Below are 26,852 nucleotides of genomic sequence, written 5' to 3' on the forward strand. Positions count from 1 at the left end.
TGATCGGTGCGTGAAGCGCAACTTAGACAAAAGTGTTACTCGAATAGCACAAGTTGTTATTCCGTAAGGCTAATATAGCTTTAATGAACGACCCTCGGTTCGACGATTTCAGATCGAGGAGCGGAAGCGCGTCGGGGTTGTCCCCCGATATTTCTTCATCGCAGCCGTCAAATGGCTCTGACTGGAGAACCCGCTGAGATAGGCGACGTCCGTTATGGTCGCGTCTCCCTCAGAAAGCAGCCGCGTTGCGTGATCCAGCCGCAGATCCAAAAGATAGCGATGCGGCGACTTCCCAAAGGTTCGGCTGAAGGCCTGGATGAAATGATTTGGCGAAAGATTGGCAAGCGTCGCCAACTCGCCCACGGAGATTTTCCGGGCAAGGTTAGCCCTCAGGAAGTGCTCCAGATTGCGCGCCGCTTTTCGCGTCAGCCCGCCTTTGAGCTGCTGGGGTTCCCTGTCCCGCGATGTGTAGGCATGAAGGATATGAACTCCGAGGATATCTATGAGGCGCTCGACGTAAAACTCGGCCGCGCCCTGCTTTTTGGTAAGTTCGGCTTTGAGCAACTGCCCAATGCGCAGGGCGGTGTGATCGAGCGTGCCGAGGGGCGGAGGCTTCAACTCGACCTGTTCAGTGCCGAACTGTTGTCTCGCAAGTTCCTTCAGGCTGTTGTCAGGGTAGACGATAATCGAACTTTCGCGCGCCTCCGACAAATGCAGGCGAGCTTTAAGACGTGCCGGCTTCACGATGATGGCTCCTGCCGGCGCGTCATAGCGCTCGGTCTTGCCGTCACCCAGTCTCGCGCAGGTGCCCGGCGCGAAGTCGAGGCCGACATATACAACATGGTGACTGGCCGGAAAGGTGTATGGTCCTGGCGGCGAGAGTGAATACGCGGCTGTTCCCCGCCTGGTCGCGATCGCCAAGCCGTCGGTCCTCGAAAGTACGGATTCCAGATCAGCATCGGCGGAAGGAGGACCAGCATCTAGACCGCATTCCGAAGAAGTCATGCCATTTTAGCCTGTAACACAAGTCATCCTTTAGCTTCACCTAAAATGTATTCGCCTAATCCCATGTCAAAACCCAACGTTAGTTGCGAGTGCCCGGTTCCCATCCAATTCACATTTGTGAAATCCCAGCAAGCCGCGTGACATTGAGCCAGCCGCGGGTCGAGTGGCGGATTTTCGATTTTGGAACGAGCAATATTCGGAAGAGCAGGCGGCCTCGATCCTCTATCCTCTATCCATGATAGATGCACGTCAGTACGTCAAAATTGCCAATCTGCCGTGTTGCCAAACGATCATCGCTGCACCAGTTTCCCGCCGCCAAATCCCTGACTCTCGGCAGCGTCGAGGACGGTAAGCTGAGCTCTTAATCGACAACAGATCGCATCATCGAACCCTCCGTTCGGGATTTTGAACATGGAAGCCAATCCGTCTTATGAACTGAAGGACATACGCTGCTTTGTTCAGATCGCCCGCGCTGGAAGCATATCGAGAGCGGCGGACACCTATAGCGTTCCCAAGTCGACGCTCAGCCATTATTTGCAGACATTGGAGGATGCGCTTCAGGTAGAGCTGTTCGTACGCAGGCGCAGAGGGCTGGAACTTACGGACGCCGGGAGGGAGTATCTCGACAATTGTACGGCCATTTTCGACAGCTGCGATAACGCGGCCAGCGCTGCACAGCGCGCTCACTCGTCCATCAGCGGGAGTGTCCGTGTTATTGCCAGTTCCGAATTTGGGACGGCAATCATCGGCGCTGCGGCGCACTTCCTCCTGCGCGATAACCCGAACATCGATATAGACGTGAAGATCATCCCGAACGGCAAGCTTGTCGTGGGGGACTTCGATTTCGACTGCATGATCTATGTTGGCGAGCCTCCAAACTCGGCCCTGATGCGTCGAACCCTGGGCGCCATCTCCTACGCATTGTATGCCAGCCCCGACTTTCTGGCCCGGCACGGAACGCCGGAAACCATTGCCGACATCGAGCGGCTGAACGGCGTGGTTTACATGCGCAACAGCGTGGTCGAACGATGGCGGCTTCGCAAAGACAAGGCCATTGCCGAGGCGAAGCCGATCGGCAAGTTCAAGGTCAACGACTATTGGATGACGAAGTACTTCACGGCGATAGGATCGGCGATCAGCTACCTGCCGGATTTCTTCGTTGAGTACGAAGTGGCGGCAGGCGCGCTGGTGCCCGTCTTGCCCGACTGGCGTTCCGAGAAGCGATCCATCTATGCGCTCTACCCAGCGCAAAGACACCGCAGTCCCCGGGTGATGAAGTTCGTGGAAAACCGTTTCTCGAGAGTTCGATCGGATCATCCGCTAATCCCGGCTACCTGCTGGTGAAGCTGCAGGAGAGCTCTAACGATGAGACTCACCGCGGTGCGCCTCCGCCGACGGACGGCAACGACATTGCGAGGCTCCACACCGCACCCGATCCATTTCCAACAGGTCACGGCAAGTAGTCTCTAGTGGCCTGGATTCGGGGCGTTGAGGGTGCCCTCCGGGCATGGCGGCGAGGCCTGGTCGTTTTGGACAGCGCTCGGCATCGGCGCCGAATTGGCATTCACATTGTTCCAGGCTCGCTGACGATATCGCCCGTGCGCAAAATGCCGGGCAGATTATCGGCGCATCGAAAGTCGCCCGGGATATCACGGCAACGAAGGAGCACGAGCATCGCATTCGAATGTTGATGCGCGAAGTCAACCACCGGGTCAAAAAACCAATATTGCGTCATTCCTCGATGATCAACAAGCGGCGCACAATCCCACAGCTTTCGAGCGGCAGGTTCGTGAGCGGATCATGGCTCTGTCACGCTCGCATGATCTCCTTGTTAGCGGCGACCGGAAGGGAGTGACGGTTTTCGAACTTCTGCTGTCGCAGGCCGAGCTGTTTGGGAGTGAGGGACGAATCTCCATGTACGGACAGTCGGGCGCTGATCGCCGGCGCCTGAGGTTGATCATCGATTTCAAAGACGTTCGTCGACCCAACCTTTGATGTCGGCCATGACCACCTCTTTATCCTTGTCATTGAGGAGGTCATGGAATGGCCGTCATACAGCTTCAGCGTCCTGTCGACGGCGCCGGCGGTGTCATAGAAGAGTTGGCTGCCGCTCGGTTTCGTCGCCTTGTCGGCCGTGCCGTGGAGGATGAGCAAGGGCAGCTTAATCAGTGGGAACTGCCCTTGAGCTTCTCATCGGCGCGAACCATCTCGGCAATTGTTTTGGTCGGCTGGGTTTCATGGGCGATGAGTGGATCGGCATTCATAGCCTCGACGACGGCCGGATCGCGAGAAAAATCCTCGGTCTTGAGGTGCAAGACATGCGCGTGTGGCGCGATGTGGCTAAGCCCCTTGAGCACCGCAAGGGCGAAGTCGGGCGCCGGCACCTGGAACGCGAAGCTCTCGCAGATCAGCCCCGCCAGCCCAGCTTGGTTTTTTAGCGCGTAGAGGCAGGCGACCACACCGCCTGCACTGTGTCCGAGCAGAAACACGGGCAGACCGGGCTCCCGCGACTTCGCGATCTCCACGACACCCGCGACGTCGCTCACATAGTCGTCGAAACTGTCGACATAGAAGCGCTCGCCATCCGACCTGCCGCGTCCGCGCAGGTCAACGGCATAGACGGCCAGCCCGCCGCCTATGAACTGCTCGGCCACCCAACCATAGTAGCCGCTGTGCGAATTGAACCCGGGGACGATAACGACGACGCCGTTCGGATTGGCGAATGGGCGCCACGACCGAAAAGCTATCTTCAAACCGCCGCGGCTCTCGAAGCGATCATCGACGGGGTTGAGGACTTCCTGGTTCATTTTCTTCTCCCGTCGAGCGCGAAGCTGAGGCTTTCGGAGATATCGGCTCAATGTCCTTCGACCGCGAAGACGATTTCCGCGAAGGCCGGAACCGTCTTTTCGCGGAGCCAGTCGCGCTGCAGTTCGCAGGCGAACTGAACCCAGCTGACGGGCACCGCCCCTGCTTGCAGAATGCGTTCGAGCCCGGCCCGGTGTGCCTCCATGGAGGTGCCCCCGACGGCATCGACCACTGCATAAACCTCGAAACCGTCGCGCAATGCATCGAGCGCGGGAAAGGCCAGGCAGACCTCGGTCCAGAGAGCGGCCATAACGAGCTTCTTTCGGCCGGTTGCCCTGACAGCGTCGGCAAAGTCCTTGTCTTCCCATGCATTAATCGCGGTGCGGTCGATCGCTTCAACGGCCGGGAAGATGTCGCGCAGTTGGTGAATGAGAGGCTGGTTGCGACCGGTATTGACGTTCACTGTCGTCAACACGACAGGTACATCATAGAGTTTCGCCGTCTTCGCCAGCGCTACAATGTTGCTGACAAGGGTCCGCCGGTCCATTGACACTACGGAGGTTACCTGGACCGGTTGATAGTCGATGATCACGACGGCGCAGTTGCTGGGTGTTAAGAGGTGGTCCTCGACTGGATTGCGCGTGGGTCGGCTTGCCATGGGTCTGTGCCTTCAGGTGCTGTACTTGGCCATGTTGCCGGGCAGCTATCTGGCGAGAAAATCCGTGACCAGCTTTATCGTGGCGTCGGGATTCTCCTCCATGATCCAATGTCCGGAGCCGGGTATGATCCCGGCGGTCACATCGGTTGCGACAAAGCGAAGAACATCCGCCTGACCCGCGCCGAAGGATTTTTCTGCACCCAGCGCCAGCACCGGCATGGCAACCTTGCCGCCCTTTTCAACGAATTCCTTGTTGTCGGCCGCATCCTGGTTGAACGCGGCGAACTGCTCGAAGGCATCGTGCATGGCACGCGGTCGGGCGTAGAGCTTCGAATAATGCTTACGGGTCGCTTCATCGATGGCCTTGGGGTTCGCCGACAGCTCATTCCAGAAGCGATCGAGATAGATGCGCTCTCTGCCCGCAACCAATCGCTCCATGTCGGGGCCACGGAAGTTGAAGTGCCACAAGAGCGGCAAGCGGATGATGTTTTCCCAATCGCCGATGCCCGGCAGCGGCGCATCGATGACGGCCCAGCGTGTGACGCGGTCGCGATACTGGGCGACGAAGGCATAGCCGACCATGTTGCCGATGTCGTGGGTGACGAGATCCACCTTGTCGATCTTCAGATGATCCAGGATGCCGGCAATGTCGAGCGCCTGGTTTTTCTTGGTGTAGCCGGTATCTGGATGGGCCGAGAGCCCCATGCCGCGCAGGTCCGGCACGATTACGGTATGGTCCTTCATCAGCCTGGCGGCGAGCGGCGCCCACATGTCGCCGCTGTCGCCAAAGCCGTGCAGCAAGAGCACCGCAGGCCCCTTGCCGCCAACTCGGACGTAAAGGCTGGTGCCGTTGGTGTCGATCGACTGCGCCTTAAATTCAGACGGAAAGGGGACAATCCGAGCCGACGCCGGCAACGTAAGAAGCATCACGCCTAACGCCGCTATCACTATCTTGAGCATGTTGTTCTCCCGAAGCTTTGAGCATGTGAACCGAGCTGTGTCGGCCCGGCTGACGACCTGGCCTCGGGAACAATAGGTTTCGTGCTCCTATTGGATTGCTCGAATCTGACCTGGATTGAAGGAAGCAGCCCTTTTCTCGCGCCGCCCTTGCGCGCGGACGATTTTTTCGTTCCGAGCGAAACCAAGGGTGATAGGCTGTTGTCCCACGGTCGAGGGCGCGTCATGGACAGAAGTGGGGGAATGGTTGACGATGCTGGCGCGAAGCTGAAACTGCTCGAGCAAGAACCCGATGATCGCCTCTATGGAGATAGCCTCGCCCTGGCGATATCGTACAATCTGTTCGGCTTGAGAGGGCAGGAGGAAAAACGGGGTGGACTTGCCCCCGCACGGCTCCGCCGAGTGACCGTGCTCATGGAGCAGAGTCTACCCAGAGCCATCCCTTTAAAGGACTTGGCCGATATGATCGGACTTTCCGAGGGCTATTTTGCTCGTGCTTTCAAGGCTTCTACAGGAATGTCGCCGCATCGCTGGTATCTTGCCGCGAAGATTCGAGAAGCACAAAAAGCGCTGCTTCAAACAAGCGACGCGCTGGCTCAAGTGGCACTTGCCAACGGATTTGCCGATCAGAGCCATTTTACGCGTGCCTTCAGAACGATCACTGGCTACTCACCCGGGGCTTGGCGCAGGAGCCATCCGACACAGGAATCCGATTTTGCCGCTGCCTAAGGCGCGATACATCGCGCCTGGGCGTCCTAACTTGCTCGATCGCGTATCGATCAAACAATAAGGCCGCCCCGGTTAGACCGGGACGGTTATTGATTTATGATGAAAGTGTTTGCGGGGACGGCCAGCCACTGAAACCGACATTCGCTGGTCGTCAGGTTTTGATCGTGGCTGTGAAGTCTGAAATGGCGCAGATATTCGGAAGAAGTCACCGCTTCCTTGTTTGTCATTTCGGCAGACCAAAACGAGTGCTTACCGCGTTATCGCCGCATTCCGAGCTTCACCAATCGTCGTCCGCTAGCCTCAAGGGACTGCCCTCCCAATGAATGTTCGAGATGACCGAATTGAAGCCCGAAGAACGAACCCGCTGCGCGGGATGGGCGCGTGGGGTGAGGTAGAGATCACGAGCCGGACGTCGCGCTCGCATTGAGGGTGGTTCGGCAGCGGCAGAGCATCACGGGCTTCTTCAACAAGGAGCCTGACCATGCCCTATCCTGTTCTTGATGCACCTATCAGTCCACTTCGTCAGCGGCTGATCGACGACATGAACATGCGGCGTTTCTCACGGGAGACGCAGCGCAACTATCTGGGTGACATCGGACGCCTGGCGACGTTCCTCGGGCGTTCACCAGACACAGCGACCACCGACGACCTGCGCCGGTTCCAGATCGAGCAGCAGGACGACGGTGTTCCCGTGCCGAGGATGAACAGCATCGTGTCGGCGCTGCGCTTCTTCTTCACACATACGGTCGATCGTCCCGATCTGGCGACGGGCCTGCGCAAGAGCTACGAGCAGATGGAAGTGTTGAAAGGCATCGACTTCGAGATGGCCGCCGGCCAGAGATCGCGCTGATCGGCCCCTCGGGCTCGGGCAAGGCCACCTGCCTGCGCTGCCTGAGGAGCCGAGCGCCGGGAAATCCATCTCGATGGCGAACGGATCGGCGTCAACCGCGGCCGGCCGATGAACGATCGCCGTTCGCCCCGCAACGCGCCGAAATGGGAATGGTCTTCCAGCTGTCCAATCTCTGGCCGCATCTTTCGGTGACGGAGAACGTCGCGATCGCCGTGCGCAAGGTGCGCGGGCTTCCCGCCAGGGAAGCGAAGGAGCTGGCGCTGGAGATGCTCGCCAAGGTCCACATGACCCACCGCGTCCACGACGAACCAACCTCGGCGCTCGATCCGGAACTGGGTGCATGAGGTGCTGAAGCGGCCGGCAGGACGAACTTGCCGTCGACCTGCTTGAACTGGGCTCATTTCTCCTCCAGCCTCTTTCGAAACATCACCGAATGCGGCAATGATCGGTCCGAGGGACACGGAAAGAAAGAGTATCCCTGCCACGGGCGATACGCGGAAAGCTGTACTGTGACTCGCAGGTGTCACAGCTTTCCTACTCCGTTGTGCTGGCTTTTTTTCTGCGCCGATTGGTGTGCGACTGCGCGACGGCCACTTTCAACTCGGGTGTGATCTCCAACGGCGCGTTCCCATGTGGGTTCTGCAGCCCCTCGACGTGGACGGTCGGGAATGGGAGTTCGATGCCCTGCTCCTTGAAGACCTGGCGGAGACGTACATAGAATTTGCGTTTCATGTTGAAGGCGCCTCCCGGTCTGGTTGTGGCCTTGACCCTCAATACGATGCCGTACTCGCCGAACTCCTGTACGCCCTGCATTTTGATCGGTTCGAGCACCCAGTGTTTGAACTCGGGATCTTCCGCCAGTTCGAGCCCGATCCGCTTGATTAGCTTGCGGGCGAAGTCGATATCCGTGTCATAGCCGACGGTGATATTGAATTTGTCGATAACCCAGTCACGGCTCTGGTTCTGAACTGCCCCGAGTTCACCGAAAGGTATCGTGAACAGCGGACCACGATGGTGGCGCAACTTCACCGAGCGCAGCGAAAAGCTTTCCACAGTACCCTTGTAATTGCCCGAGGAAATATATTCGCCGACACGAAACGCATCATCGAGCAGAAAAAACACGCCCGAAATGATGTCCTTGACGATGGTTTGTGCCCCAAAGCCCACCGCGACGCCGACGACGCCAGCGCCAGCGATCAGCGGGCCAATCTGGATACCCAGCGAGGCGAGCATCATAAGCACCGCCATCACTATGATCGATGCGAGCAGAATGTTCTGGAGGATAGGCAAGAGCGTGTGCAGCCGCGCCTGCTGCGGATCGAGGATCGGGACGTCCTCGTCGCCGATCACAGGGTGCGGTGTTTCGATGCCCAGCTTTCGTTCGATCAAAGCTTTGATGATCGACCAGCCGAAATCGGCTGCGAGGGCAATGACCACGACATTGATCAGGCCGCGCAATACGACCGTGGTCGTCGTATCGCTGTCCCGCATCGACTGCATGTCCAGGCCCCAGACACGCGCGAGAAAATAAGCCGCCGCCAGGATCAAGATCATCCGGACTCCGCGGTCGATGACAGCGATCGTCACCGCCGGGATCGTAGGCCGGCCAGCATCCTCCGAACCCGGCCGCAGGACGAAATTGACCCCGCGCTGCGTCAGCACGACCGCCAAAGGCAGGAAGAATGCGGCGAAGGTAAACCAGAATAATATATTGAGGCCGGCGATGCGCAGCAGGAACAGAACGACGAAATAAGCAGTCAATAGCCATGTCGCTGCCGTGTGGCCGCTTTGGTGCGCACCGTCTCGCTGTGTTCTTGGTCGACGCCAAACCGCAAGCAGCAAGAGCAACAGCAGTACGAAATCGGCGCCCGTTGACAGGACCAGCATTCCGTCCCGATCGATGCCGAGACCCGGCAAGAGGATAAACGCCGCGCCGAAGAAGGCGAAGACGCCGACGATCCGGGGTAGCCAATAGAACCAATGGTCGGCCGTTTCGTTGGTGATCGGCAAAGCACGAACCTCGACGGCGTTCTCGACTTTCATGAAGGAAGGGACGAGCATGGCTGCGAGGTACATGCGCACACCCGCCGTAACGACCGCAGCCATCAGAAATGTCAGCACGATCTCGCGGATAAGCATTGGCCAGTCGAACAACATGAACGCGCCGGCGCTGCCCAGCGCGAACGATACGATCAGCAGGCTGGAATAAAGCGTGCGGCCGCCAATCTTCTTGGCTCGCCCAATCGGCGTATCCTTCGACTGCGCGATGATCCAAAGACGAAACGGACGGGTGAGCCTGTACATTGCCCAGGTGAGCGCCACGCCGGCGGCGATGAAGATCGCAATCAGCATGAATACGCCGGCAGAGCCCTTGCTTGACATATCGTCCATGGTCTCCGTGCGAACGCGCGCGAACTGACCTGGCAGCAAAGGCACGGTTCGCGCAATTCTTTCGATATGATGCTTGATCCGATCGAGCGTCGAGGATGCCATCGTATTCATCTGGCCCGGTGCGGCCGCGGGGTCAGACGATATGTCGGCCGGCGAAGCTCCCGCCTCGGCAGGCGCTCCCGTCGGCCCGGAGCCCTGCTTTCGCTGTTCGGCCACCCAGGCCTTCACTGACGGATCGTCGAGAAGCTCGAACAGCTGTTTGACCTTTTCAGGCGGGACGGCCGCCGGCGCCTGTGCCTGTACCGGACCGGCCAACAAGAGGGCGATCCCAAGGACGAGCGACCCGGCAATCACCGCCAGCAGTGCCGTCAGATCTCCGAAATGTCGTGCCGGGCGCGCCAGATACCCGGCTCCCAATCGTCGATTCATGAGTGGCATCGTGGTTTAACCTTCCCTCAAATCGGCAGGCAACGACGTCTATGTCCCCCATTACTCCTACCTTGAAGAAGCCGAAGTTGTGGTGCAAGACTTCATCGTTCCGAGCTAGACCGTTGCGCCGGGCACGTTTTTGACATTCGCCGACTCTTGCCGAAGAAAACGAAAGCTCGATGATCCAGGACAATGCTACCGCAGGCGGTGTGATACCGATGTTCGATGCCAAGAAAACCATCGGCGCAACGCTTGCCGGCATCCGCCGGAAGACCTACCAGGTACTGGATATAGTCGTGATGGATGATGGGTCGACGGACGGATCGGCGTCGATTGTGACGGCCTGCGCCGAGAAAGACCAACGCATCCTGTTCCACCTTCGAACTAGGCGCGGGTAGGACGGCGTGGCGTCTAATCCTTTGGTTTCAATCGTGGTTCCTGCGCACAACGCGGAGGTAACGCTGGCGCGCGCGCTCGATTGCCTTCTCGATCAGGAAATAGTGGATTGGGAGGCGATCATCGTCGACGACGCCTCCACGGACCGCACCCCCGCTATCATTGCCGGTTATGTGGAGCACGATGCCCGATTTCGGGCGTTGAGGTCTTGCGCGTATAGCGCCGCCGGCGCGCGCAATAGCGGGATTTCGACAGCGCGCGGCCAATGGCTCATGTTTCTGGACGCGGACGATTGGGTGGATGCCAGCTTCCTTGCGAAAATGCTGGCCGCATTGAAAACCACGCCCGATGCAGTGGCCGCCTATTGCGGTTCTCGGCGCGTGATGCCCGATGGCGAACTCACCCCGTCGAGCATCTCAACTGAGGTTGCGATCCAGCCCTTCGAAACTTTCGCCCGCCGGTGTGCCATTCGCACTCACGCGCTGCTGGTCGACCGGGAGACAATTGTCGAGTTGGGCGGTTTCGATGTGTCGCTGCGCACCTGCGAGGACTGGGATCTGTGGCAGCGCCTCGCACGTCTAGGCAAACGTTGGGTGATGGTCGACGAGCCGCTCGCTTTCTATAGCGTCAGCCCCAACTCGCTCTCCCGCAATTCGACGCAGATGCTGGCAGATGCGGAAATCGTGATCGCCCGCGGCTTTTCTCCTGATCCCAGGGTCAAACACCCAGCATCGGCTCACGCCAATGGAGCGATCGAGGCGAACGGCCGCACCGCTTCCCAGGCACTCGCGTGGTTCGCACTGTGGAACGCCGCGTCGGATTGCGGCGGCGGCTCGCACTCGATCAACCCGCAGTCCCTGCGCGCGCTCCCGGCAGGACGTAAGTGGGCGCGTGAGGTCGCCAAGGTGGTCTTCGATGGCCTTTTGGTAGGAAGCCTATCGGTGCCAACGCAACTGGCTGCCAGATGGGAGAGGTTCGGCGGCTCTCTCACCGATCTGATCATCGAACTCGGCAAGATCTGGGACGATCCCGCTGCGGGTCGCCGCGTCCAGTATCACCTTGAGCAAATGCTTCTCGACTTCGACGATCTCGCCGCGCCGCGCAGGCTGGCACGGACACTGGGAATTCGCGTCGACGCTCGAAATCCGATCTCGATAGAATTGCCGGAAGGAATCGACCAAATTTATGCCTATCTGATGGTGGACGGCCGGATCGGGGCCCGCGTGCAGTTCGGCGCGCTCGGGAAAGTGACAAGGAGCCATTGGATTAAGCTGGCCTCGCAGAGCGGCGTTGCCGACGATTCAAACCTGTCTGCAGCCGAGGCGTCGTTGCCCATGGCGGAGCATCCGTCTGATCCGGACAGCCACTTCGGCGAACTCGCCCGATTGGTCGCTGAAGCGCAGGGGCTGGTTCGGTCGAGCGCCGAAATTACAGAGCCTCTTGCAGTGCCGCGCCGTCCACGGGCCGCGGATGACCACGACAATGATCGCACGTCTTTCTGGAATCGTTATTTCGCGACGGAGGACCCCTGGAACTACAGTTCACCCTATGAGCAGGAAAAATATGAGCGGCAGCTCGAAATTCTGCCTGCCGGTCCTATCGGACGGGCGCTTGAGCTGGCCTGCGCGGAGGGCCACTTCACGCGGCAGCTGGCGCCGCGAGTGGGCCATTTGACCGCAACTGACATCTCCGCCATAGCCATCGGGCGGGCGCGCGCGCGATGCAGCGATCAGCCGAATGTTGAATTCGGTGTGCTGGATTTCTCGGCGGACACGCTGCCAGGTGGGATGGATCTGATCGTCTGTTCGGAAGTGCTCTACTACCTGGATGATCTCGCCGAGTTGCGGCGTATCGCCAAGAAATTTGTTGAGGCGTTGGCGCCTGGCGGCAGTTTCATCAGCGCACACGCATTCGTACTCCGTGACAATGTTGAAAGGACGGGCTTCGACTGGAACACTTTCGGCGCACAAGCGATCTCAGAGACGCTGGCAGCGACTGAAGGCCTCGTCCTCGAGCAATCGATCCAGACCGAGCTCTATCGCATAGACCGCTTCCACCGCCTGTCACCAGACGACGTGGCGACGGAACCGATGATTGATCATGTGCCGATCCGCGCACCCATCGGTATTGGGGTCGCGCGAAATATCGTTTGGGGCGGGGCACGGGCCTTGCGCCGCGACGTCGCACGTAGCGAGCGGCGGCAGCGTATCCCTGTCCTTATGTATCACAGCGTCGCCGATGATGGTCCGGCCGCGCTCGCCCGTTTTCGGTGCACGCCCGCCGCATTCGAAGGCCAGATGGCATGGCTGCGTTCCAATGGCTTTCACGCGATTATGTCCGAGCAGCTGGAATGGTCCATTGCCAACCGCCACCCTTTCGTTGGCCGCCCAGTGCTCATCACTTTCGATGACGGCTTCCAGAACTTTGCCGACCATGCCTGGCCGACCTTGCGCAAGAACGACCTGACCGCGGAAGTATTCCTGGTGACGGACTTGGTGGGCAAAAGTGCCCAGTGGGACGCCCACAGTGGTCCGCCGACGCAGCTTATGGACGCCGGGATGGTGCGACGCCTCGCCGGCGAAGGTGCGTTCTTCGGAAGCCATCTGGCGACGCATCGCGCGATCGATGGTCTGTCGAGTTCTGACTTGGCCGCCGAGCTCCTGCGTTCTCGTATGTTCATCGAACGGTGGACCGGTCGTCCAACCACGACGTTCGCGGCACCCTTCTCTGTCACCGACCGACGGCTTGGCCGGCTGGCCAAAGAGTGCGGCTATCGGATCGGCTTCGGCGGCAAACACGGGCCGGCGGACCTCGATTGCGACCCCATCGACCTTCCGCGCATCGAGGTTCGCGGGGATCGCTCGCTCGACGACTTTGTTGCCACTGTCGAGGCCGTACTCGAATGAACGGTGAACAAACCTCTTCTGCTTTTTTGTCGGTGTCCGCCGACTACCTTGGTCGCAAGCCTATTGGGCGACCTGGGACACGGCTGACATCAGCTCCTGCGGGTTCGGCGCCCCAAACATGTATCGCCCACCCTCTGGGACTTCAGTGAAGCTCCAGCGGACGACCCCCTGACGGTCCAGCAGGAACTGACCGATCAGTTGTCCGCGACCCGTTGCCATCATCTGCTCGTCGGCCTCGGTCACTTCGTAATGGTCCTTCTTGTCGAGGAATTCGCTGGCCGCAAAAGGATCCATGGGAGCGGGCAACTCGCCTGGTATGTCGACCCGCATATCCTTTGCCGCTGTCATCGAGACCTTGTACGGCCAGTTCGTTTCGTCTTGGGTGAATTCGAGGTTGGGCAGTCCAAAGGCACGATGTGAAGCGCGTTCGGGGTCGGAAGCCGCAAGCAGATTCGGCATCGGGTGGTAGCGGAAATAGAGACGCGCCCGCTCAATCGGAGTATTGACCACCGTCAGGCTTTCCACCCCCTTTTCGCGCAGCTCCGGGTCAAGCCGCGCCTGGGCGGCGATATGGCGCCGGCAGAACGCACAGTGCAGACCTCGAAATAGGCCGACCAGCACCGGTTTTTGTCCGCGAAAGTCGTCAAGCGCGATCTTGCCATCCTGGGTAATGGCGTCGAGCACCACATTCGGCGCACGGTCGCCCGGTTGAAGCGGTACCAAGTCAATACGCGCGGACATTTTCAACCTCCCACCCGGCTAGTCGAGAAAAGGCAGCACCACAAGCGCTTCCGGGTCGAGCCCGTGCTGGGCGCATATACCCTGCGCCAGGGAAAAGTAGCGCTCAGCCTCGGCCAGGTTGTCGAGGTCGAGATTAAGCGTTGCAAGGCCATCATAGCACGGAAACAGCAGTTGGGGCTCACTCGTTTCGCGCGCTACGTCCAGTGCTTCTTGGAACAAGCCAACCGCCAGTTCCGGACGACCGTTGCACTGGTGGATCTGCCCAAGCACGATCAACGGCACCGGCAGGTGCTCGCGCTGGTCGAGCGCCCGGTCGATCTCGATGGCCTTCTCGGCAGCAGGCACGCCCTCCGTTGGGCAGCGATCCGTGAAAGTGCAACAAGCAACCGCCAAGTTGGCGAGGAGGCGCGCCTGGAAGCCCAAATCACCAATATGGCGCGCCACTTCAAGACCGCGGCGACAGACCTTTATGGCCTGTGCCGGATCGATGGTCGTGTAGAGCACGCCGAGATTGGTGTAGCCGCGGCAGGCCGCGCCCAGCAGACCGGCGGCTTCGGCCAATTCGATGCTGCGCTCAATCTGACGCACGGCTTCATGGTCTCGCCCAAGGCGAGCCAGCGCAACAGCCTTGGTATTGAGTGCCTCGGCGGTCACAAGAGTGGCATCACGCCCCATCTCTGAGGCATGCTCGGCTGTCAGAGTGCGTACGCAATCCAGCGCCGCGTCTGCCCATTTTGCCGCGAGAGCGTGATCTCCGCCACGAAACGCCTGTCGGCCACGTTCTTGCCAGAGATGCGCCTGCTCGACCGGGGCATCCGCGCCATCGAGAAGCGCTGCTGCTTCGGCATAACTGGATTCTGCGTTGTCCCGCTTGCCGACGTCCCAGAACAGCCGACCGATCTTGCGCAAAACTCGCGCCGAAGCGACGCGATCGCCCGACTCGCGATATGCCTGCAAGACCGTCTCGTAGTGCTGGTGCGCGATCTCGCGGCGGCCTAGCGGACCGCTCAAATCGGCAATGCGCTCTGCAATTGCCAGTTTGAGCGGTGTTTGCCCGACCGCGCCCAACGCAGTCATGGCTCGCTCGTAGAAACGAAGGGCGTCGTCGTTGGCATATATCATGCGAGCGCGATCGCCCGCCGCCTGCAGGTATTGCGCGCCCCTTTCCCGCTCGGCGCTCTGTGCGAAATGATGACCGAGCACGGTCAAATCCTCGAGCCGTTCCGGCTTGTCGCCGCACAGTTGCTCCAAGGCGGCACCGATCCGCCCGTGGATGTCGGTCCGGCGTTGCAGGAGCAGATTCTGATAGATCACGTCCTGCAGCAATGTTTGCGTAAAGCGGTAGCTTTGCGATGAGACCGAACCTGATCCGGCAACTTCCTCGATGATTTCCGCATCGCAAAGCAGTTCGCAGCCGGCTTCCAGGCGGCCTGGGTCGGCTGTCACGGCTTTTAGAAGTGTGGCATCGAAGCGCGGGCCGATTACCGCGGCTTCCTGGGCCAACCGTCGCACCTCTTGGGGCAGTCGGTCGACGCGGGCAAGCAACATTGCCTGGATAGTGGCGGGAATGCCGGTTGCGACTTCGCCTGCCACAGTCCGCCATCGCTGGCCCTCGCGCACCAGAATACCGCGATCGATAAGGCCACGAACAATCTCCTCTATGAAAAGCGGGTTGCCGCCCGCGCGCTCGAGGATCTGGTCGGGAAGCCCTCCTGCGGTGTTTACCCAGCTCTCGCCGAAAAGCGCCGCCAGCAGGCTACGACCGTCATCACCGTTGAGCGGCGAAAGCCTGAGCGCCGTGTGACTGACTCGACTTGAGTCGAGCTGGTCGTTGTGCGGCGCCGGACGATGCGTGACCAGCAACATCAACCGCGTGCGTTCCAACCTGTCCATCACGAAACGCAGTGCCTCGAGCGACACGGCGTCGGCCCAGTGGAGGTCTTCGACGACAATCAACAGCGGCGACAACGCAAGCCGCCGTTCGATGATCGTGCGGACCGCGTAGAGAATTTGCCGCCGCAGTTGCTCGGGCTCGACATACTGCAAGGTGGCGTCGGGGTCGCCAAGCCCAAGCACATGGTAGAGCAAAGGCATCAGCCGCTTCACCTCCTCGCCCTGCAGGCCGAGATCGGTAAGCAAGTCTGCGAGCTTGCCCCGCATTTCCTCCCCACTGTCGTTTTGCATCATCCCGGCAGCGCTGCGCACCACTGCACCCAAAGCGCCGAATGATTGTTCGCCAAGCGGCGAGCACGTGGCCTGCCGCACGGCGACGTTGCGAAAACAATCCTCGTCGCCGACGCGGGCGACGAACTCCCTCACCAGCCGCGATTTCCCGATACCGGCTTCTCCGACGAGGCGGACAAGCTGGGCCGAGCCGCCGCACGCCTGATCAAGGCTGGCCAGCATTCTATTGAGCTCCGCACCGCGGCCTATTATCGGCGCGCTGAGGCCGAGCGCCTCGAGCCCGCGCGCTGCACGCGGCGTCGCAAGCGGTCCATCCAGTCGGTGGACGAGCACGCTGCCAGCCTTGCCGCGAAGCACGACATCACCCAGCGACTCGTAAGCAAAGGCATGCCGGGTCAGCCTGTGAGTGAGCTCGCCAACCAGCACCTCACCCGGTGCGGCCAGCGATTGCAGGCGTTGCGCCGTATTCACCGTATCGCCGGTTACCGAATAGGATTTGGCGGTACCGATGCCCAATCCCCCAGTAACGACCGGACCAGTGTTTATGCCGATGTGAAGCAACAGAGGCGAGCCGGAGTGGAAGGTGCTTTCGCCGAGCCGTGCCGTCCGGGCCATCATGTCGAGAGCGGCGCGAAGCGCGCGTTCCGGATCGTCCTCATGCGCGACCGGTGCACCGAACAAGGCAAGCAGTGCATCGCCGATGAACTTGTCGACAAAACCACCAAAGTTTCGCACTGCCGCTGTCAATTCCTTGAACAGTTCGTTCTGCAGCGTTTGCATGACCTCTGGGTCGAGCTGCTCGCTGAGTGTGGTGAAGCCGCAAAGGTCGGCGAACAAGACCGTTACCGTCCTGCGATCGGCGTCAGAGACGGGATGCAGCCCGTCTTCGCTTTCGATGTTTGCAAGCAGCGACGGAGTTCGAGAAGGCGGCACAATGGTCCGGCTTGGTGTCGGATCAGGCCGTTCGACGGCTTTTGCCGGCGCACCGACGCTTGTCCCACATTTCGGACAGAACTCGAAATCAGGTGCGCAGACGTAGCCACAACTGGAGCATGGCACGGGCTGGCGCCTGCCACACCTCGGACAGAAAGCGTAACCGTCCTCAACCTCGAAACCGCAGCCCGCGCAGTCCATCGAACAAGACCTCACCAGGGGCCGTGACGGCGTGATCTAGCTACGCACTTCACGGCCGGGTATTCACACAAGGATGAACCGATAGCCGTCGACCAGCAAGCGGCAACGCAAATGGGCATCGAGCGATTAGTGTGGGTTCTGTGGCAGAGCGCTGTCGATTCGGGCGGCTGCCTGGCCGTCCCTTGCGAAAGTTCCCTCTTACCCTCCGTCTTCCTGCTATCCTGGAGATGAGGAGACGACCCATGAGCGAGAATCGTAAGCTAGCGGCAATCCTGGCTGCCGATGTGGTCGGATACAGCCGGCTCGCGAGCGCGGACGAAGATCGTACTTTGGCGAGGTTGCGGGCGCTGCGCAGCGACCTGATCGATCCGACCATCGAAGTGCACCACGGGCGGGTGATCAAACGCACCGGGGATGGGGCGCTGGTTGAGTTCCGCAGTGTGGTGGATGCCGTGCGCTGCGCCGTTGAGGTTCAGAATGGTATGGTCGAGCGCAATGCCGGCGTGCCGCAGGACCGCCGCATCGAGTTCAGGATCGGCATCCATCTGGGCGATGTGGTCGAAGAGAGCGACGGCGACCTGATGGGCGACGGCGTCAACATCGCCTCGCGTTTGGAGGGCGTCGCGGCGCCCGGTGCCATCTGCCTGTCCGAGGATGCCTATCGCCAGGTCAAGGCGAGGCTCGACCTCTCGGTCAGCGATCTCGGCAGCACACAGCTCAAGAACATCGCCGAGCCGATCCGGGTCTATTCGCTGCAAGTCGGCGCCGGGACCAAGGCGGCCGCGACCCCGGAAACCGCGCCGAGCCGGCCCGCGACGGCAGCGCCGCCGAAATTGTCGATCGCCGTCCTGCCGTTCGCCAACATGAGCGGTGACGCCGAACAGGATTACTTCGCCGACGGCATCTCTGAAGACATCATCACGGCGCTGTCCAAACTGTCGCAGCTCTTCGTCATCGCACGCAATTCGTCGTTCACCTTCAAGGGCCAGAACGTCCAGGTGCAGGAGGTGGGCTCGAAGCTCGGCGTGCGGCATGTACTTGAGGGCAGCGTACGCAAGTCGGGGAACAGGGTGCGCATTACCGCGCAGCTCATCGATGCAGCCTCCGGCGGCCATCTTTGGGCCGAGCGGTTCGATCGCGACCTGACCGACATATTCGCCGTGCAGGACGACGTGACGCAGCAGATCGTCGGTGCGTTGGCGCTCAATCTGACTGAGGGCGACCGTCAGCGGCTGGCGCCCGAGTATGCGCGCAACACGGAGGCGTATGACTATTTCCTACGGGGCCGAGAGCTGTGGCACCGCCTGACGAAGGAGACGAACGTCGCAGCCCGCGACCTTTTGCAACGTGCCATCGAACTTGATCCGAAATTTGCCTCTGCCCACGCCTTCCTCGCCCTCACGCACGGGCTCGATTACCTGAACAGGTGGAGTGGGTCGCCGCCGGAATCGATGGCGCAAGCGGAAGAGGCTGCGACGCGAGCGGTAACGCTGGATGAGAGCGATCCCTGGGCGCACTGGGCGTTGGCTATCGTCAAGCTGTATACACGACGGCACGATAAGGCCATCAACGAGGCCGAGCACGCGATAGCCCTCAATCCGAACTTCGCCGAAGGGCACGTGATCCTCGGCGAGGCGCTGCACTATTCGGGCAGGTCCGAAGAGGCGCTCGAGAGTTTCGCCCGGGGCAAGACCTTGAATCCATACTTTCCGGATGTGCTTCTGCATTTCCAGGCTTTGGCATCGTTTCAACTCGGAAGATACGAAGAGGCCGTTGACCTCTTGCTGCAACGGCTGGCTCGCAACGCTGCCACCGATGTCTCGCGCGCGCTTCTGGCCGCCAGCTACGGCCATCTGGGCCGTTTCGACGAGGCCCGTGGGGCATGGCAGGAGGTGCTGCGCGTCAATCCGGACTATTCGCTGGACTACCGACGCAAAGTCTTGCCCTACAAGAACCCTGCCGATTTCGAACTCGTCGTGGACGGGCTCCGCAAGGCCGGTATCGTGCAATGACAGGTGAGGCCAAGTCAGGTCTGGCCTTGAACTGCAGCCGATCGCGATGGAGCCTCCGTAACCGTTTTGTTTCCGTTTGACTGCTGCTAACCCTCAAGGAAGCGGCCGGATCAGACGCCAGAGGCTCACCGATAAATTGCCGTCGCTTGCGGTTGCACCCTAGAAAAACAGCCTGAGATAAGGGCTGAAGTGAGGCTCAGGTCGCCTTGATCTCTGCCTGGCCGACCTTGCGCCACCGGGCGTCTTCGCGAACCAGTTTCAGGTCGTCGGTCGTCTCGGCAAATGTCCGCAAACGATATTGCCGGAGCAGTTCCGGGAAGAGCGCCCCCTCGGGTAGGCCGGCAAGCTGCTCGCGGACAGAGATCCTTTCATCGATGACCCGCACGCCCCACGCATTTTCCTGAACCTGCAGCTCCGCGGCCAGATCGCGCTCTTCCTGCGCGTTTTCGTCCAGCGCGGCCAGCAGGATCGAGTGGAAAAGCGCCACATAGCCAATCTGTCTCAGGCCGCCCACAACCCGCACGCGGGGCAATATGGCAAGAACGAGGAACGCCAGGAACAAGTTCGGCAGCAGCATGCCGTCCAGCAGCGCCTGCCTGAGATGCGGTCGCTCGAACGGGATGGAAAGACCATGCGGCCTGTCAGGCTCGATCAGGTGCCCGCCCTCGAGGACGAGCTTGCGCACGCGCTCCTCGCGGATGCCCCAGAAATAGGCCGTGGCATTGGGCAGGAATCTGCCAAATGGGCCCGATGCGGTCTCTTGCAAGGCACGTTCGAGACGCTGGCGCCTTGCGGGCTCAACGAGCAGCCTGGACAGAAGGCTGTCGTCATGTTCCAGATGCCGAGCCATGGCAGCCGCGGCGAGCCGATCATCGATGAAAACCGGCAGGGCCATGCCGGATCGATCCCAATTAGCGACCAGATCCTGGTTGAAGGCTGTCAGCGCATCGGCAGCGGTTCCAAACACCTTGTCTTGACTGCCAAGCAGTGTGCCCAGCCAGCGGCTGGCATCCGTTTCATCGCCCACCGCTTCGAGCGCGCGCTTGTTGAGGGAGACGGGACCGGCCACGCAGACACTTTTGCGGCACAGTTTGTGGCGCCCCATGCCGAACAGGTTGATCTTGTCGTCGCCGACATCGAGCCATCCCGGCCCCTCCCGGCCAATTGTTTCCATGGTCATCGTCGTTCCCATGAAGCCGAAGAAGGCCGACAGCCCGTTTTCGACCGCGCCGAGCCAAGCAAGCAGGAGGGCATCGAAGGTGATCCGGTCCATCAGAAGCAGGCAGTGCAGGCCGGACTGAATCACCGGTCTGTGCTCGAACTCTTCGAGGGCCTTGCCGATCTCCTCAGGCTGCATAATCACACCGAGGCGCTGATGCAGGACTTCGCGCAGGATCGAGCGGGCAGCGATCGCGGGGCCGGATGTAGGCCTTGCCACCGGCCGCCACAGATGGCGGGCGTAGTCGGAAACCGGTGCATTCCAGTTCTGCTCGATGTCACGCACGACTTCCGGGCAGAGTGGCGACAGCAAAGCCAGAATTTCCACCGGAGGCGTAGGGGTCGGGTCAAAGACGGCGGTCATTGGTTCCCGTCAGCCGCTTGCGGTGCAGAGGCCAAGGGAACCAGACTTGCTGGACGCGCTCGGCCCACGCAACGCGATCAAATGGTGTAAGACGAAATTGACCGTATCCCACGGAGTTCTCCATCAGCAATCACCCGTTCGCCGACTCGGCACAAAATGTCAGATCGGCTGCACGGCCAAGGCCAACAGCGGATCTCAGAACCGCAGCCGGGCCATGCTCAGGAGGTCGTGGTACCGCCCGTCGGTAAAACCGGCCTTCACATGCCGACCTTCGATCTCGAAGCCGTGGCTCGTGTAAAGACGGATAGCCGGTTCGTTGTCGGCATAGACGGTCAATTCGACCCGCTTCAGGGCCCGCCAGTTGTCGGCCACGTCAAGCAGCGCGCCAAGTATGGCGGAGCCGATGCCCTTGCCGACAAAGGCGTCGTGAAGGCCGATGTTGATCTCGCCGATATGCGAACGGCGCGGCGAGCCCTGTACGATCAGGCTGCCATGGCCGACGATCTTGCCGTCCACCTCCGCAACGATCCAGGTGGTTTCCTGGCCGGACTTGGCGATACGCCGCTCCACCTGCTCCACCCTCTCGAAAGGCATCCTGAACGTGCCCCAGCGGAAACCCGGCATGTTGAAGATAGCGCAAAGCGCCTCCGCATCGCTTGACCGGATGGGTCGGAGCTGTGGCCGGATCTTCTCGGACGATGGCGAGGTCGTGCTGGTCATGGCGTTCCCGGCGAAGGCAATCGGTCCGGCACGATGCACCGGACCTCACCTGGAAATCCAGCCGTGTCTGCAAGCTATGATGCCGATTGCGAGCTAAAATACCGGGAGGCGGCGTGGAGTTTGAAGACGCCGCTGATGCCGATCCAGCCGAAAAGAGCGAGCCAGCACAACGTCCCGGTCGCCGCCCAGTCGATCCGGTGCACCGCAGCGTCGGTGATGACGAGGCCAAGGACGGCAAGCAGGCCAACCAAAAACTGCGCCAGGCCGAGCACCACCAGCTCCTCGCGCGGCGCGCTTCTCCAGGCGAGAAATATGCCCCCCGCGCCGGCGAGGAAGATGGCGCTGTAGACCTGCGCGTGGAAGGCATCGATCGGCCATGGCCAGAAGCTACTGAATGTCAGGGGAAACACCAACAGGCCGATGCCATAGAATCCGAGGATCGCCAATTCCACCGGCATGTAGCCGCGCCATGCCGGGTTTAAGGTGACGCCCTTTGCAGAAGGACGATCCCAGGCCTGCCACAGGAACAGCCCGGATACCGCGGCCGAGGCAAGATAGACCAAAAACCACAGCCACGGCGCTTTGCGCTCGAAGTTGAAATAGCCGAGATTGATGAACGAAGCCGCCGAGACGATGACCGTGAAGATGAAGGCCATGACCAGCACGAGCCTGCCGGGCGACCAGCGGTTCCAGAACAGCAGCGCCGCCATCACGACCATTTCGGCGGTGTAGAAGCCTCCGAGGAAGCGGGCATTGAACGGGGTGACGGCCCAAGGCCACCTCGGCTTGACCAGCACAGGCGCGAAAAACAGGCCCGCGCCCACGATCAGGACGATGATGACCGCCACCGAAAAAAGGCGCAGGGCCGCGGGAAATGGCGGATTGTCGGATGTCGGCATGGGAGAGAGTCCCCAAGGTGAATGCCCGTGGACCATCATAGTGCCGCTTGCGGCCGGTGAAAATCTGCCGAATGGAATTGAACCGTCATCAGGTTTGTCTATTCGAATGGTCGCACGGTCCGTTTCGAAGTAAAATGCAGCGGCCGGACCAAGGAGCGGTCCGGTCAACATGGCTTGGGCGCATTTTCGGAGCCTGCACGATGAACGAAGCTCAGGATCTGTTCTCGCTTTTGCGGCAATCACCAGATGTCGATCCACTGGCAATCGACGCGATCCAGCGAACCATCGCGGAAGGCGGGGACCGTGAGCTTTGCCGCATCAATGCGCCGGCCTTCGCCAGCAAGCATGGCCTCGACGAGGAGCGCACCATAGGCGCCTTTCTCCATGCGGCGCGGGTCGGCATCTTCGACATTTCGTGGAATGTTCTGTGCCCCGGCTGTGGCGGCGTGCTCGACACCAACGCCACGCTGAAAACGGTGCAAAAGGACGAATACACCTGCACGCTGTGCGCCGAGGGTTATTCACCGACCCTCGACGAGATGGTCGAGGTGACGTTCACCGTCAGTCCCCGCATACGCAGGATCGCCGCCCACAATCCGCATGAGCTGCCGTTGATGGAGTATTTCCGGCAGATCTACTGGGCGTCCGGCGTCGATCTGCCGGATGAAGACTTCGCGAAAAGGATGGAAGAGATCTCGCTGGAGGACATCGAGCTTGCGCCCGGTGAAAAGGCGGTTCTGACCGTACAGCTTCCGTCCGATTTCATCATCGTCTTCGAGCCGGTTACCCATTCGGTGCAGTTCATCGACGTGAAGGGTGAGCCGACAAAGGAGCGCCGAAGCCTTTCGTTGGTCTTCGACCGCGACCATGTCCAGAGCCAGACGCTGGAGATGCAACCCGGGCCGTTGCGCATTTCGCTGGAGAACAGGACCGACACACGCGTGCTGCCGACGGTCTTCATCGCCAGTCAGGGCTTGCACGATCTGCTGGGCAGGCGCCGGCCCTTCCTCACAGCCAAGCGCCTGCTCACCAATCAGACGTTCCGCGATCTCTATCGCACGGATACGCTCGACATCAACCAGCGCCTGAAGATCACCAGCCTGACCTTCCTGTTCACCGACCTGCGCGGATCGACCGCGCTTTACGAGCGGGTGGGCGATCTTTCGGCCTTCGATCTCGTGCGCGCGCATTTTCAGGTTCTGCACGAGATCGTCGCGGCGGAGGCTGGCGCGGTGGTGAAGACGATCGGCGATGCGGTGATGGCGACCTTCGCGACGCCTGATCGTGCGATTGCCGCGGCCCTCAGGATGCGCGATGCCATGCGTGCGCTCAACGACGAGAGCGGGCGCGAGGATCTGCTGCTCAAGATCGGAATCCATTCCGGCCCCTGCATCGCCGTGTCTATGAACGAGCGACAGGACTATTTCGGCCAGACGGTCAACATTGCATCGCGGGTCCAGAATCTTGCCAATGCACAGGCGATCTTCGCCACTCGTGCGGTGGTCGACGACAATCTCACCGCCGATCTGTTGCAAAGGAAGGCGCTGACGCCCGTGCCTCATGAGGTCTCGCTGCGCGGCATTGAGCGGGAGATAGCAGTCTATACGATCCCTTGAAGACTTGGTCCCTAAAGACCCGTCTCCACCCTCACACGCGCTTGCAGAGAAAATAACGATCGGCGGGCTCCGGAGTCGGCGCCGGCAGGCGTTGCAGCTGCGGGTGATCGAGCGGCGTGCCGCTCACCGCGAAGCCGCCGACGCGAAGCATGCGCGCAATCAGATCGGGAAGCCAGGTGGCAGTCACTGCATCGCGATCGTCATAGCCGGTGCCTATGTCGGCATGGACGAGAGCGGCGTCGATGCCGATGAACCTCCTCGCCGTCTCGCGTATATCGCCGAGCACGAGATTTTCAGCTTCGGGAATTGAGCTGGCGTGTGCGCCAACTTCGCGGTCGAACACCACGATCCGGCGTCCGGGCAGGCGCTCGCGCAGATGGTGGAACGTCCGGCCATTGCCGAGGCCAAGTTCGAGCACAAGCCCCTCCATCTTCGCCACCTCGGGGCAGATTTGATTGAGAATGTCGCGCTGTGCGGTCATCCGGCTGATGAAATTGTCGAGGCGACTCATATGCGATTGTATGTCCTGAACCAGCAGCCCCGATCGAGGCTTGCCGCATATAGAGGCGAATGACGAACCCTGCAATAACGCACCGGCCGCCGACAAGCGTCATTCCGGGTGGAGCCGTCGGCAGGCCGCGCGGCGGAATACAACGATGTCACTTGTAGGGGTCTGCGGCGTCCCGCAGGCCGTCGCCGAGGAAGTTGAACGCCAGGATGACGAGAATGACGGGGAGGATCGGCAAAAGCAGCCATGGATAGAACGCGATCACGCTAACGCTGCGCGCCTCGGTGAGCAGGATGCCCCAGCTGGTTATCGGCGCCCTCAGGCCGAGCCCGAGGAAGCTCAGCGCCGTCTCGCCCAGGATCATGCCGGGTATGGAGATCGTCGCCGTCGCGATCAGATGCGACATGAAGCCGGGAATGAGGTGCCGCCGGATAATGCGGCTGCTGCTGGCGCCCATCAATTGCGCGGCCAGAACGTAATCCTCCTCGCGCAAGGCTAGAAGCTTTGAACGCACGGCCCGCGCCAGCCCGGTCCAGTGGAGCAGCCCGAGGATGACGGTGATGCCGAAATAGATCAGGATCGGACTCCAGGTTATCGGCATGATCGCCGCCAGAGCCAGCCATAACGGAATGCTGGGGATAGATTGCAGAACTTCGATTATCCGTTGAACGATCAGGTCGAACATACCGCCATGATAGCCGGCCAGCCCGCCAATGACGATGCCGAGCAGGAAGCTGAAACCGATGCCGACAAGGCCGATCGTCAGTGAAATGCGCGCGCCATAGATGATGCGCGAGAGCACATCGCGCCCCAGCCTGTCGGTGCCGGCCAGAAAGAGCTGGCCGTTTTCGGCAGGGCAGACAAGATGCCTGTCACCTTCGATCAGACCCCAGAATAGGTAGCTGTCGCCCTTGCAGAAGAAACGGATCCGCTGAACATCATCCTGCTTGTCCATATAGTTCCGCTTGAGCGTGTCCATATCCAGCGTCATCTCGCGGCCATACACGAACGGCCCGACAAACTGGCCGTTGTGGAACAGGTGCACCCACTGCGGCGGCGAATAGATGTAGTCCATGTTGCGCGTGTGCAGATTGTAGGGCGCCAGGAACTCGCAGATCAGTATCCCAAGATAAAGCGCTGCCAGGAATATGCCGGATATGAGGGCAAGCCGGTGCCGTCGGAATTTCCACCACATCAGCCGCAACTGCGACGCCTGGAAGACTTTCGACTGCTCAGGCGTCATCGCCTCGACCGACTGCAGGTCAAAGGGCGCAATGGAAACGTAGTGTTGTAGTGGAGCACCCGGAGCGGGCAGCGGCGATTGCGTATTCATTTGGTGCTCCCGCCCTGCAAACGAATTCGCGGATCAAGCAGCGCCAGCGCGAGGTCGGAAATCAGGACGCCGATGACTGTAAGGAAGGCGAGGAACATCAGGAACGACCCTGCCAGATACATGTCCTGGCTTTGCAGCGCCTTGATCAGCATCGGCCCGGTCGTTTCCAAAGACAGCACGATCGCCGTGATTTCGGCGCCGGAAATGATGGCCGGCAGAATAGAGCCGATGTCTGAAATGAAGAAATTGAGCGCCATGCGCAGCGGATATTTGACCAGCGCCTTGAAGGGATGAAGGCCTTTGGCGCGCGCGGTCACGACATATTGCTTGTGTAGCTCATCGAGCAGATTGGCGCGCAGCCGCCGGATCATGCTTGCCGTGCCACCGGTGCCGATGATCAAGACCGGGATCCAGAGATGGGCGAGGATCGACTTCGCCTTGGCCCAGCTCATCGGCTCGCCGAGATATTGCTGGTCCATGAGATGGCCGATGGACGTGCCGAACCAGATGTTGGCGAAATACATCAGGATCAGCGCCAGCATGAAATTCGGAATGGCAAGGCCGAGAAGGCCGAAGAAAGTCAGGCCGTAGTCGCCCCAGCTGTATTGATGGGTGGCTGAGTACATGCCGATCGGAAAGGCGATGAGCCAGGTGAAGATGATCGTGACGAAGGAAACCAGCACGGTCAGCCACATTCGGTCCCCGATGACGTCGCGAACCGGCAGCTCATATTCGAAGGAATAGCCGAAATCGCCGTGCAGCATTCCGCCGACCCAGTAGAAGTAGCGAATGACCGGCGGCTTGTCGAAACCATACTCCTTGCGCATCATCTGGATGCGATCGGAATCCACCGCTTCGCCCTGAGCCCGAAGCTCGGAAACATAGCTGTCGAAATAGTCGCCCGGGGGAAGTTCGATGATCGTGAACACCAGCGCCGATATGATCAGCAGCGTCGGAACCATCACAGCAATGCGCCAGACAATATATCGAAGCACGC

Annotated in this window: 21 protein-coding genes and 1 pseudogene; 9 read left to right on the forward strand and 13 right to left on the reverse strand. The window is 60.5% G+C overall.

Annotation, left to right across the window (positions count from 1 at the left end; all coding sequences use genetic code 11):
* Nucleotides 1-108: 108 nt before the first annotated feature.
* Nucleotides 109-921 (reverse strand): helix-turn-helix domain-containing protein, encoded by an 813-nt coding sequence (locus tag LB520_RS25050; protein ID WP_224639737.1) that lies wholly within the window; start codon nucleotides 919-921, stop codon nucleotides 109-111.
* Nucleotides 922-1,416: 495 nt separating this feature from the next.
* On the opposite strand from LB520_RS25050, the gene LB520_RS25055 reads away from it, so the two are divergent.
* Together LB520_RS25055 and LB520_RS25060 are read left to right on the forward strand one after the other, a co-directional pair.
* Nucleotides 1,417-2,349 (forward strand): LysR family transcriptional regulator, encoded by a 933-nt coding sequence (locus LB520_RS25055; RefSeq protein ID WP_224639738.1) that lies wholly within the window; start codon nucleotides 1,417-1,419, stop codon nucleotides 2,347-2,349.
* A 456-nt stretch (nucleotides 2,350-2,805) separates the two neighbouring features.
* Entirely contained in the window at nucleotides 2,806-3,000 is a 195-nt protein-coding gene (locus tag LB520_RS25060; RefSeq protein WP_263483825.1) for a hypothetical protein, read from the forward strand.
* 111 nt (nucleotides 3,001-3,111) lie between these two features.
* On the opposite strand, the pseudogene LB520_RS25065 reads toward LB520_RS25060, so the two are convergent.
* The 3 genes and pseudogenes from LB520_RS25065 to LB520_RS25075 all read right to left on the reverse strand — a co-directional run.
* Nucleotides 3,112-3,812 (reverse strand): annotated as a pseudogene (locus LB520_RS25065) (alpha/beta fold hydrolase); the annotation flags it as partial.
* Nucleotides 3,813-3,859: 47 nt separating this feature from the next.
* Complete coding sequence (locus tag LB520_RS25070; protein ID WP_318012139.1) at nucleotides 3,860-4,402, reverse strand: hydrolase; 543 nt, start codon at nucleotides 4,400-4,402, stop codon at nucleotides 3,860-3,862.
* A 111-nt stretch (nucleotides 4,403-4,513) separates the two neighbouring features.
* Complete coding sequence (locus LB520_RS25075) at nucleotides 4,514-5,428, reverse strand: alpha/beta fold hydrolase (RefSeq protein ID WP_224545075.1); 915 nt, start codon at nucleotides 5,426-5,428, stop codon at nucleotides 4,514-4,516.
* Between the two features lie 240 nt (nucleotides 5,429-5,668).
* On the opposite strand from LB520_RS25075, the gene LB520_RS25080 reads away from it, so the two are divergent.
* The 3 genes from LB520_RS25080 (at nucleotide 5,669) to LB520_RS25090 (ending at nucleotide 7,348) form a co-directional block, all read left to right on the forward strand.
* Nucleotides 5,669-6,154 (forward strand): helix-turn-helix domain-containing protein, encoded by a 486-nt coding sequence (locus tag LB520_RS25080; RefSeq protein ID WP_224639739.1) that lies wholly within the window; start codon nucleotides 5,669-5,671, stop codon nucleotides 6,152-6,154.
* A 481-nt stretch (nucleotides 6,155-6,635) separates the two neighbouring features.
* A complete protein-coding gene (locus tag LB520_RS25085; RefSeq protein ID WP_224523679.1) occupies nucleotides 6,636-7,004 on the forward strand; it encodes a phage integrase N-terminal SAM-like domain-containing protein in 369 nt (122 codons plus the stop codon).
* Between the two features lie 41 nt (nucleotides 7,005-7,045).
* Nucleotides 7,046-7,348, forward strand: a complete 303-nt coding sequence (locus tag LB520_RS25090) for a hypothetical protein (protein WP_245340419.1) — start codon at nucleotides 7,046-7,048, stop codon at nucleotides 7,346-7,348.
* Between the two features lie 190 nt (nucleotides 7,349-7,538).
* On the opposite strand, the gene LB520_RS25095 is transcribed toward LB520_RS25090, so the two are convergent.
* Complete coding sequence (locus tag LB520_RS25095; protein WP_224639740.1) at nucleotides 7,539-9,824, reverse strand: mechanosensitive ion channel family protein; 2,286 nt, start codon at nucleotides 9,822-9,824, stop codon at nucleotides 7,539-7,541.
* Between the two features lie 179 nt (nucleotides 9,825-10,003).
* On the opposite strand from LB520_RS25095, the gene LB520_RS25100 reads away from it, so the two are divergent.
* Entirely contained in the window at nucleotides 10,004-10,222 is a 219-nt protein-coding gene (locus LB520_RS25100) for a glycosyltransferase family 2 protein (RefSeq protein ID WP_140846269.1), read from the forward strand.
* 6 nt (nucleotides 10,223-10,228) lie between these two features.
* Entirely contained in the window at nucleotides 10,229-13,126 is a 2,898-nt protein-coding gene (locus LB520_RS25105; protein ID WP_411969945.1) for a glycosyltransferase, read from the forward strand.
* 60 nt (nucleotides 13,127-13,186) lie between these two features.
* Here LB520_RS25105 and LB520_RS25110 read toward each other — a convergent pair whose 3' ends face one another.
* Together LB520_RS25110 and LB520_RS25115 are read right to left on the reverse strand one after the other, a co-directional pair.
* On the reverse strand, nucleotides 13,187-13,867 hold the full coding sequence (locus LB520_RS25110) for a redoxin domain-containing protein (RefSeq protein WP_224639742.1): 681 nt from the start codon (nucleotides 13,865-13,867) through the stop codon (nucleotides 13,187-13,189).
* Between the two features lie 18 nt (nucleotides 13,868-13,885).
* Nucleotides 13,886-17,185 carry an adenylate/guanylate cyclase domain-containing protein gene (locus tag LB520_RS25115; protein WP_224639743.1) on the reverse strand — a complete coding sequence of 1,100 codons (3,300 nt, stop codon included), beginning with the start codon at nucleotides 17,183-17,185 and terminating at the stop codon, nucleotides 13,886-13,888.
* A gap of 242 nt (nucleotides 17,186-17,427) precedes the next feature.
* On the opposite strand from LB520_RS25115, the gene LB520_RS25120 reads away from it, so the two are divergent.
* Nucleotides 17,428-19,197, forward strand: coding sequence for an adenylate/guanylate cyclase domain-containing protein (locus tag LB520_RS25120; RefSeq protein ID WP_224639744.1), 1,770 nt, complete (start codon nucleotides 17,428-17,430; stop codon nucleotides 19,195-19,197).
* A gap of 196 nt (nucleotides 19,198-19,393) precedes the next feature.
* Here LB520_RS25120 and LB520_RS25125 read toward each other — a convergent pair whose 3' ends face one another.
* The 3 genes from LB520_RS25125 to LB520_RS25135 all read right to left on the reverse strand — a co-directional run bounded on the left by LB520_RS25125 (nucleotide 19,394) and on the right by LB520_RS25135 (nucleotide 22,398).
* Nucleotides 19,394-20,779 (reverse strand): hypothetical protein, encoded by a 1,386-nt coding sequence (locus LB520_RS25125; protein ID WP_224639745.1) that lies wholly within the window; start codon nucleotides 20,777-20,779, stop codon nucleotides 19,394-19,396.
* Between the two features lie 195 nt (nucleotides 20,780-20,974).
* On the reverse strand, nucleotides 20,975-21,499 hold the full coding sequence (locus LB520_RS25130) for a GNAT family N-acetyltransferase (RefSeq protein ID WP_140846263.1): 525 nt from the start codon (nucleotides 21,497-21,499) through the stop codon (nucleotides 20,975-20,977).
* Nucleotides 21,500-21,573: 74 nt separating this feature from the next.
* The gene (locus LB520_RS25135) at nucleotides 21,574-22,398 is read right to left on the reverse strand and encodes a hypothetical protein (protein ID WP_224639746.1); all 825 of its coding nucleotides are present in this window, start codon (nucleotides 22,396-22,398) and stop codon (nucleotides 21,574-21,576) included.
* A gap of 200 nt (nucleotides 22,399-22,598) precedes the next feature.
* Here LB520_RS25135 and LB520_RS25140 point away from each other — a divergent pair, with 200 nt between their 5' ends.
* The gene (locus LB520_RS25140; RefSeq protein ID WP_224639747.1) at nucleotides 22,599-24,014 is read left to right on the forward strand and encodes an adenylate/guanylate cyclase domain-containing protein; all 1,416 of its coding nucleotides are present in this window, start codon (nucleotides 22,599-22,601) and stop codon (nucleotides 24,012-24,014) included.
* A gap of 31 nt (nucleotides 24,015-24,045) precedes the next feature.
* Here the strand turns inward: LB520_RS25140 and LB520_RS25145 are convergent, their stop codons facing one another.
* The 3 genes from LB520_RS25145 to LB520_RS25155 all read right to left on the reverse strand — a co-directional run bounded on the left by LB520_RS25145 (nucleotide 24,046) and on the right by LB520_RS25155 (nucleotide 26,850).
* Nucleotides 24,046-24,525, reverse strand: a complete 480-nt coding sequence (locus LB520_RS25145) for a class I SAM-dependent methyltransferase (protein ID WP_140846271.1) — start codon at nucleotides 24,523-24,525, stop codon at nucleotides 24,046-24,048.
* Nucleotides 24,526-24,673: 148 nt separating this feature from the next.
* Nucleotides 24,674-25,855 (reverse strand): ABC transporter permease, encoded by a 1,182-nt coding sequence (locus LB520_RS25150; RefSeq protein WP_140846261.1) that lies wholly within the window; start codon nucleotides 25,853-25,855, stop codon nucleotides 24,674-24,676.
* On the reverse strand, nucleotides 25,852-26,850 hold the full coding sequence (locus LB520_RS25155) for an ABC transporter permease (RefSeq protein ID WP_095765758.1): 999 nt from the start codon (nucleotides 26,848-26,850) through the stop codon (nucleotides 25,852-25,854). Before LB520_RS25155 ends, LB520_RS25150 begins: the two co-directional genes overlap by 4 nt.
* Nucleotides 26,851-26,852 lie beyond the last annotated feature (2 nt).

The organism is Mesorhizobium sp. CA12 (assembly GCF_020165255.1).
Taxonomy (GTDB): Bacteria; Pseudomonadota; Alphaproteobacteria; order Rhizobiales; family Rhizobiaceae; genus Mesorhizobium.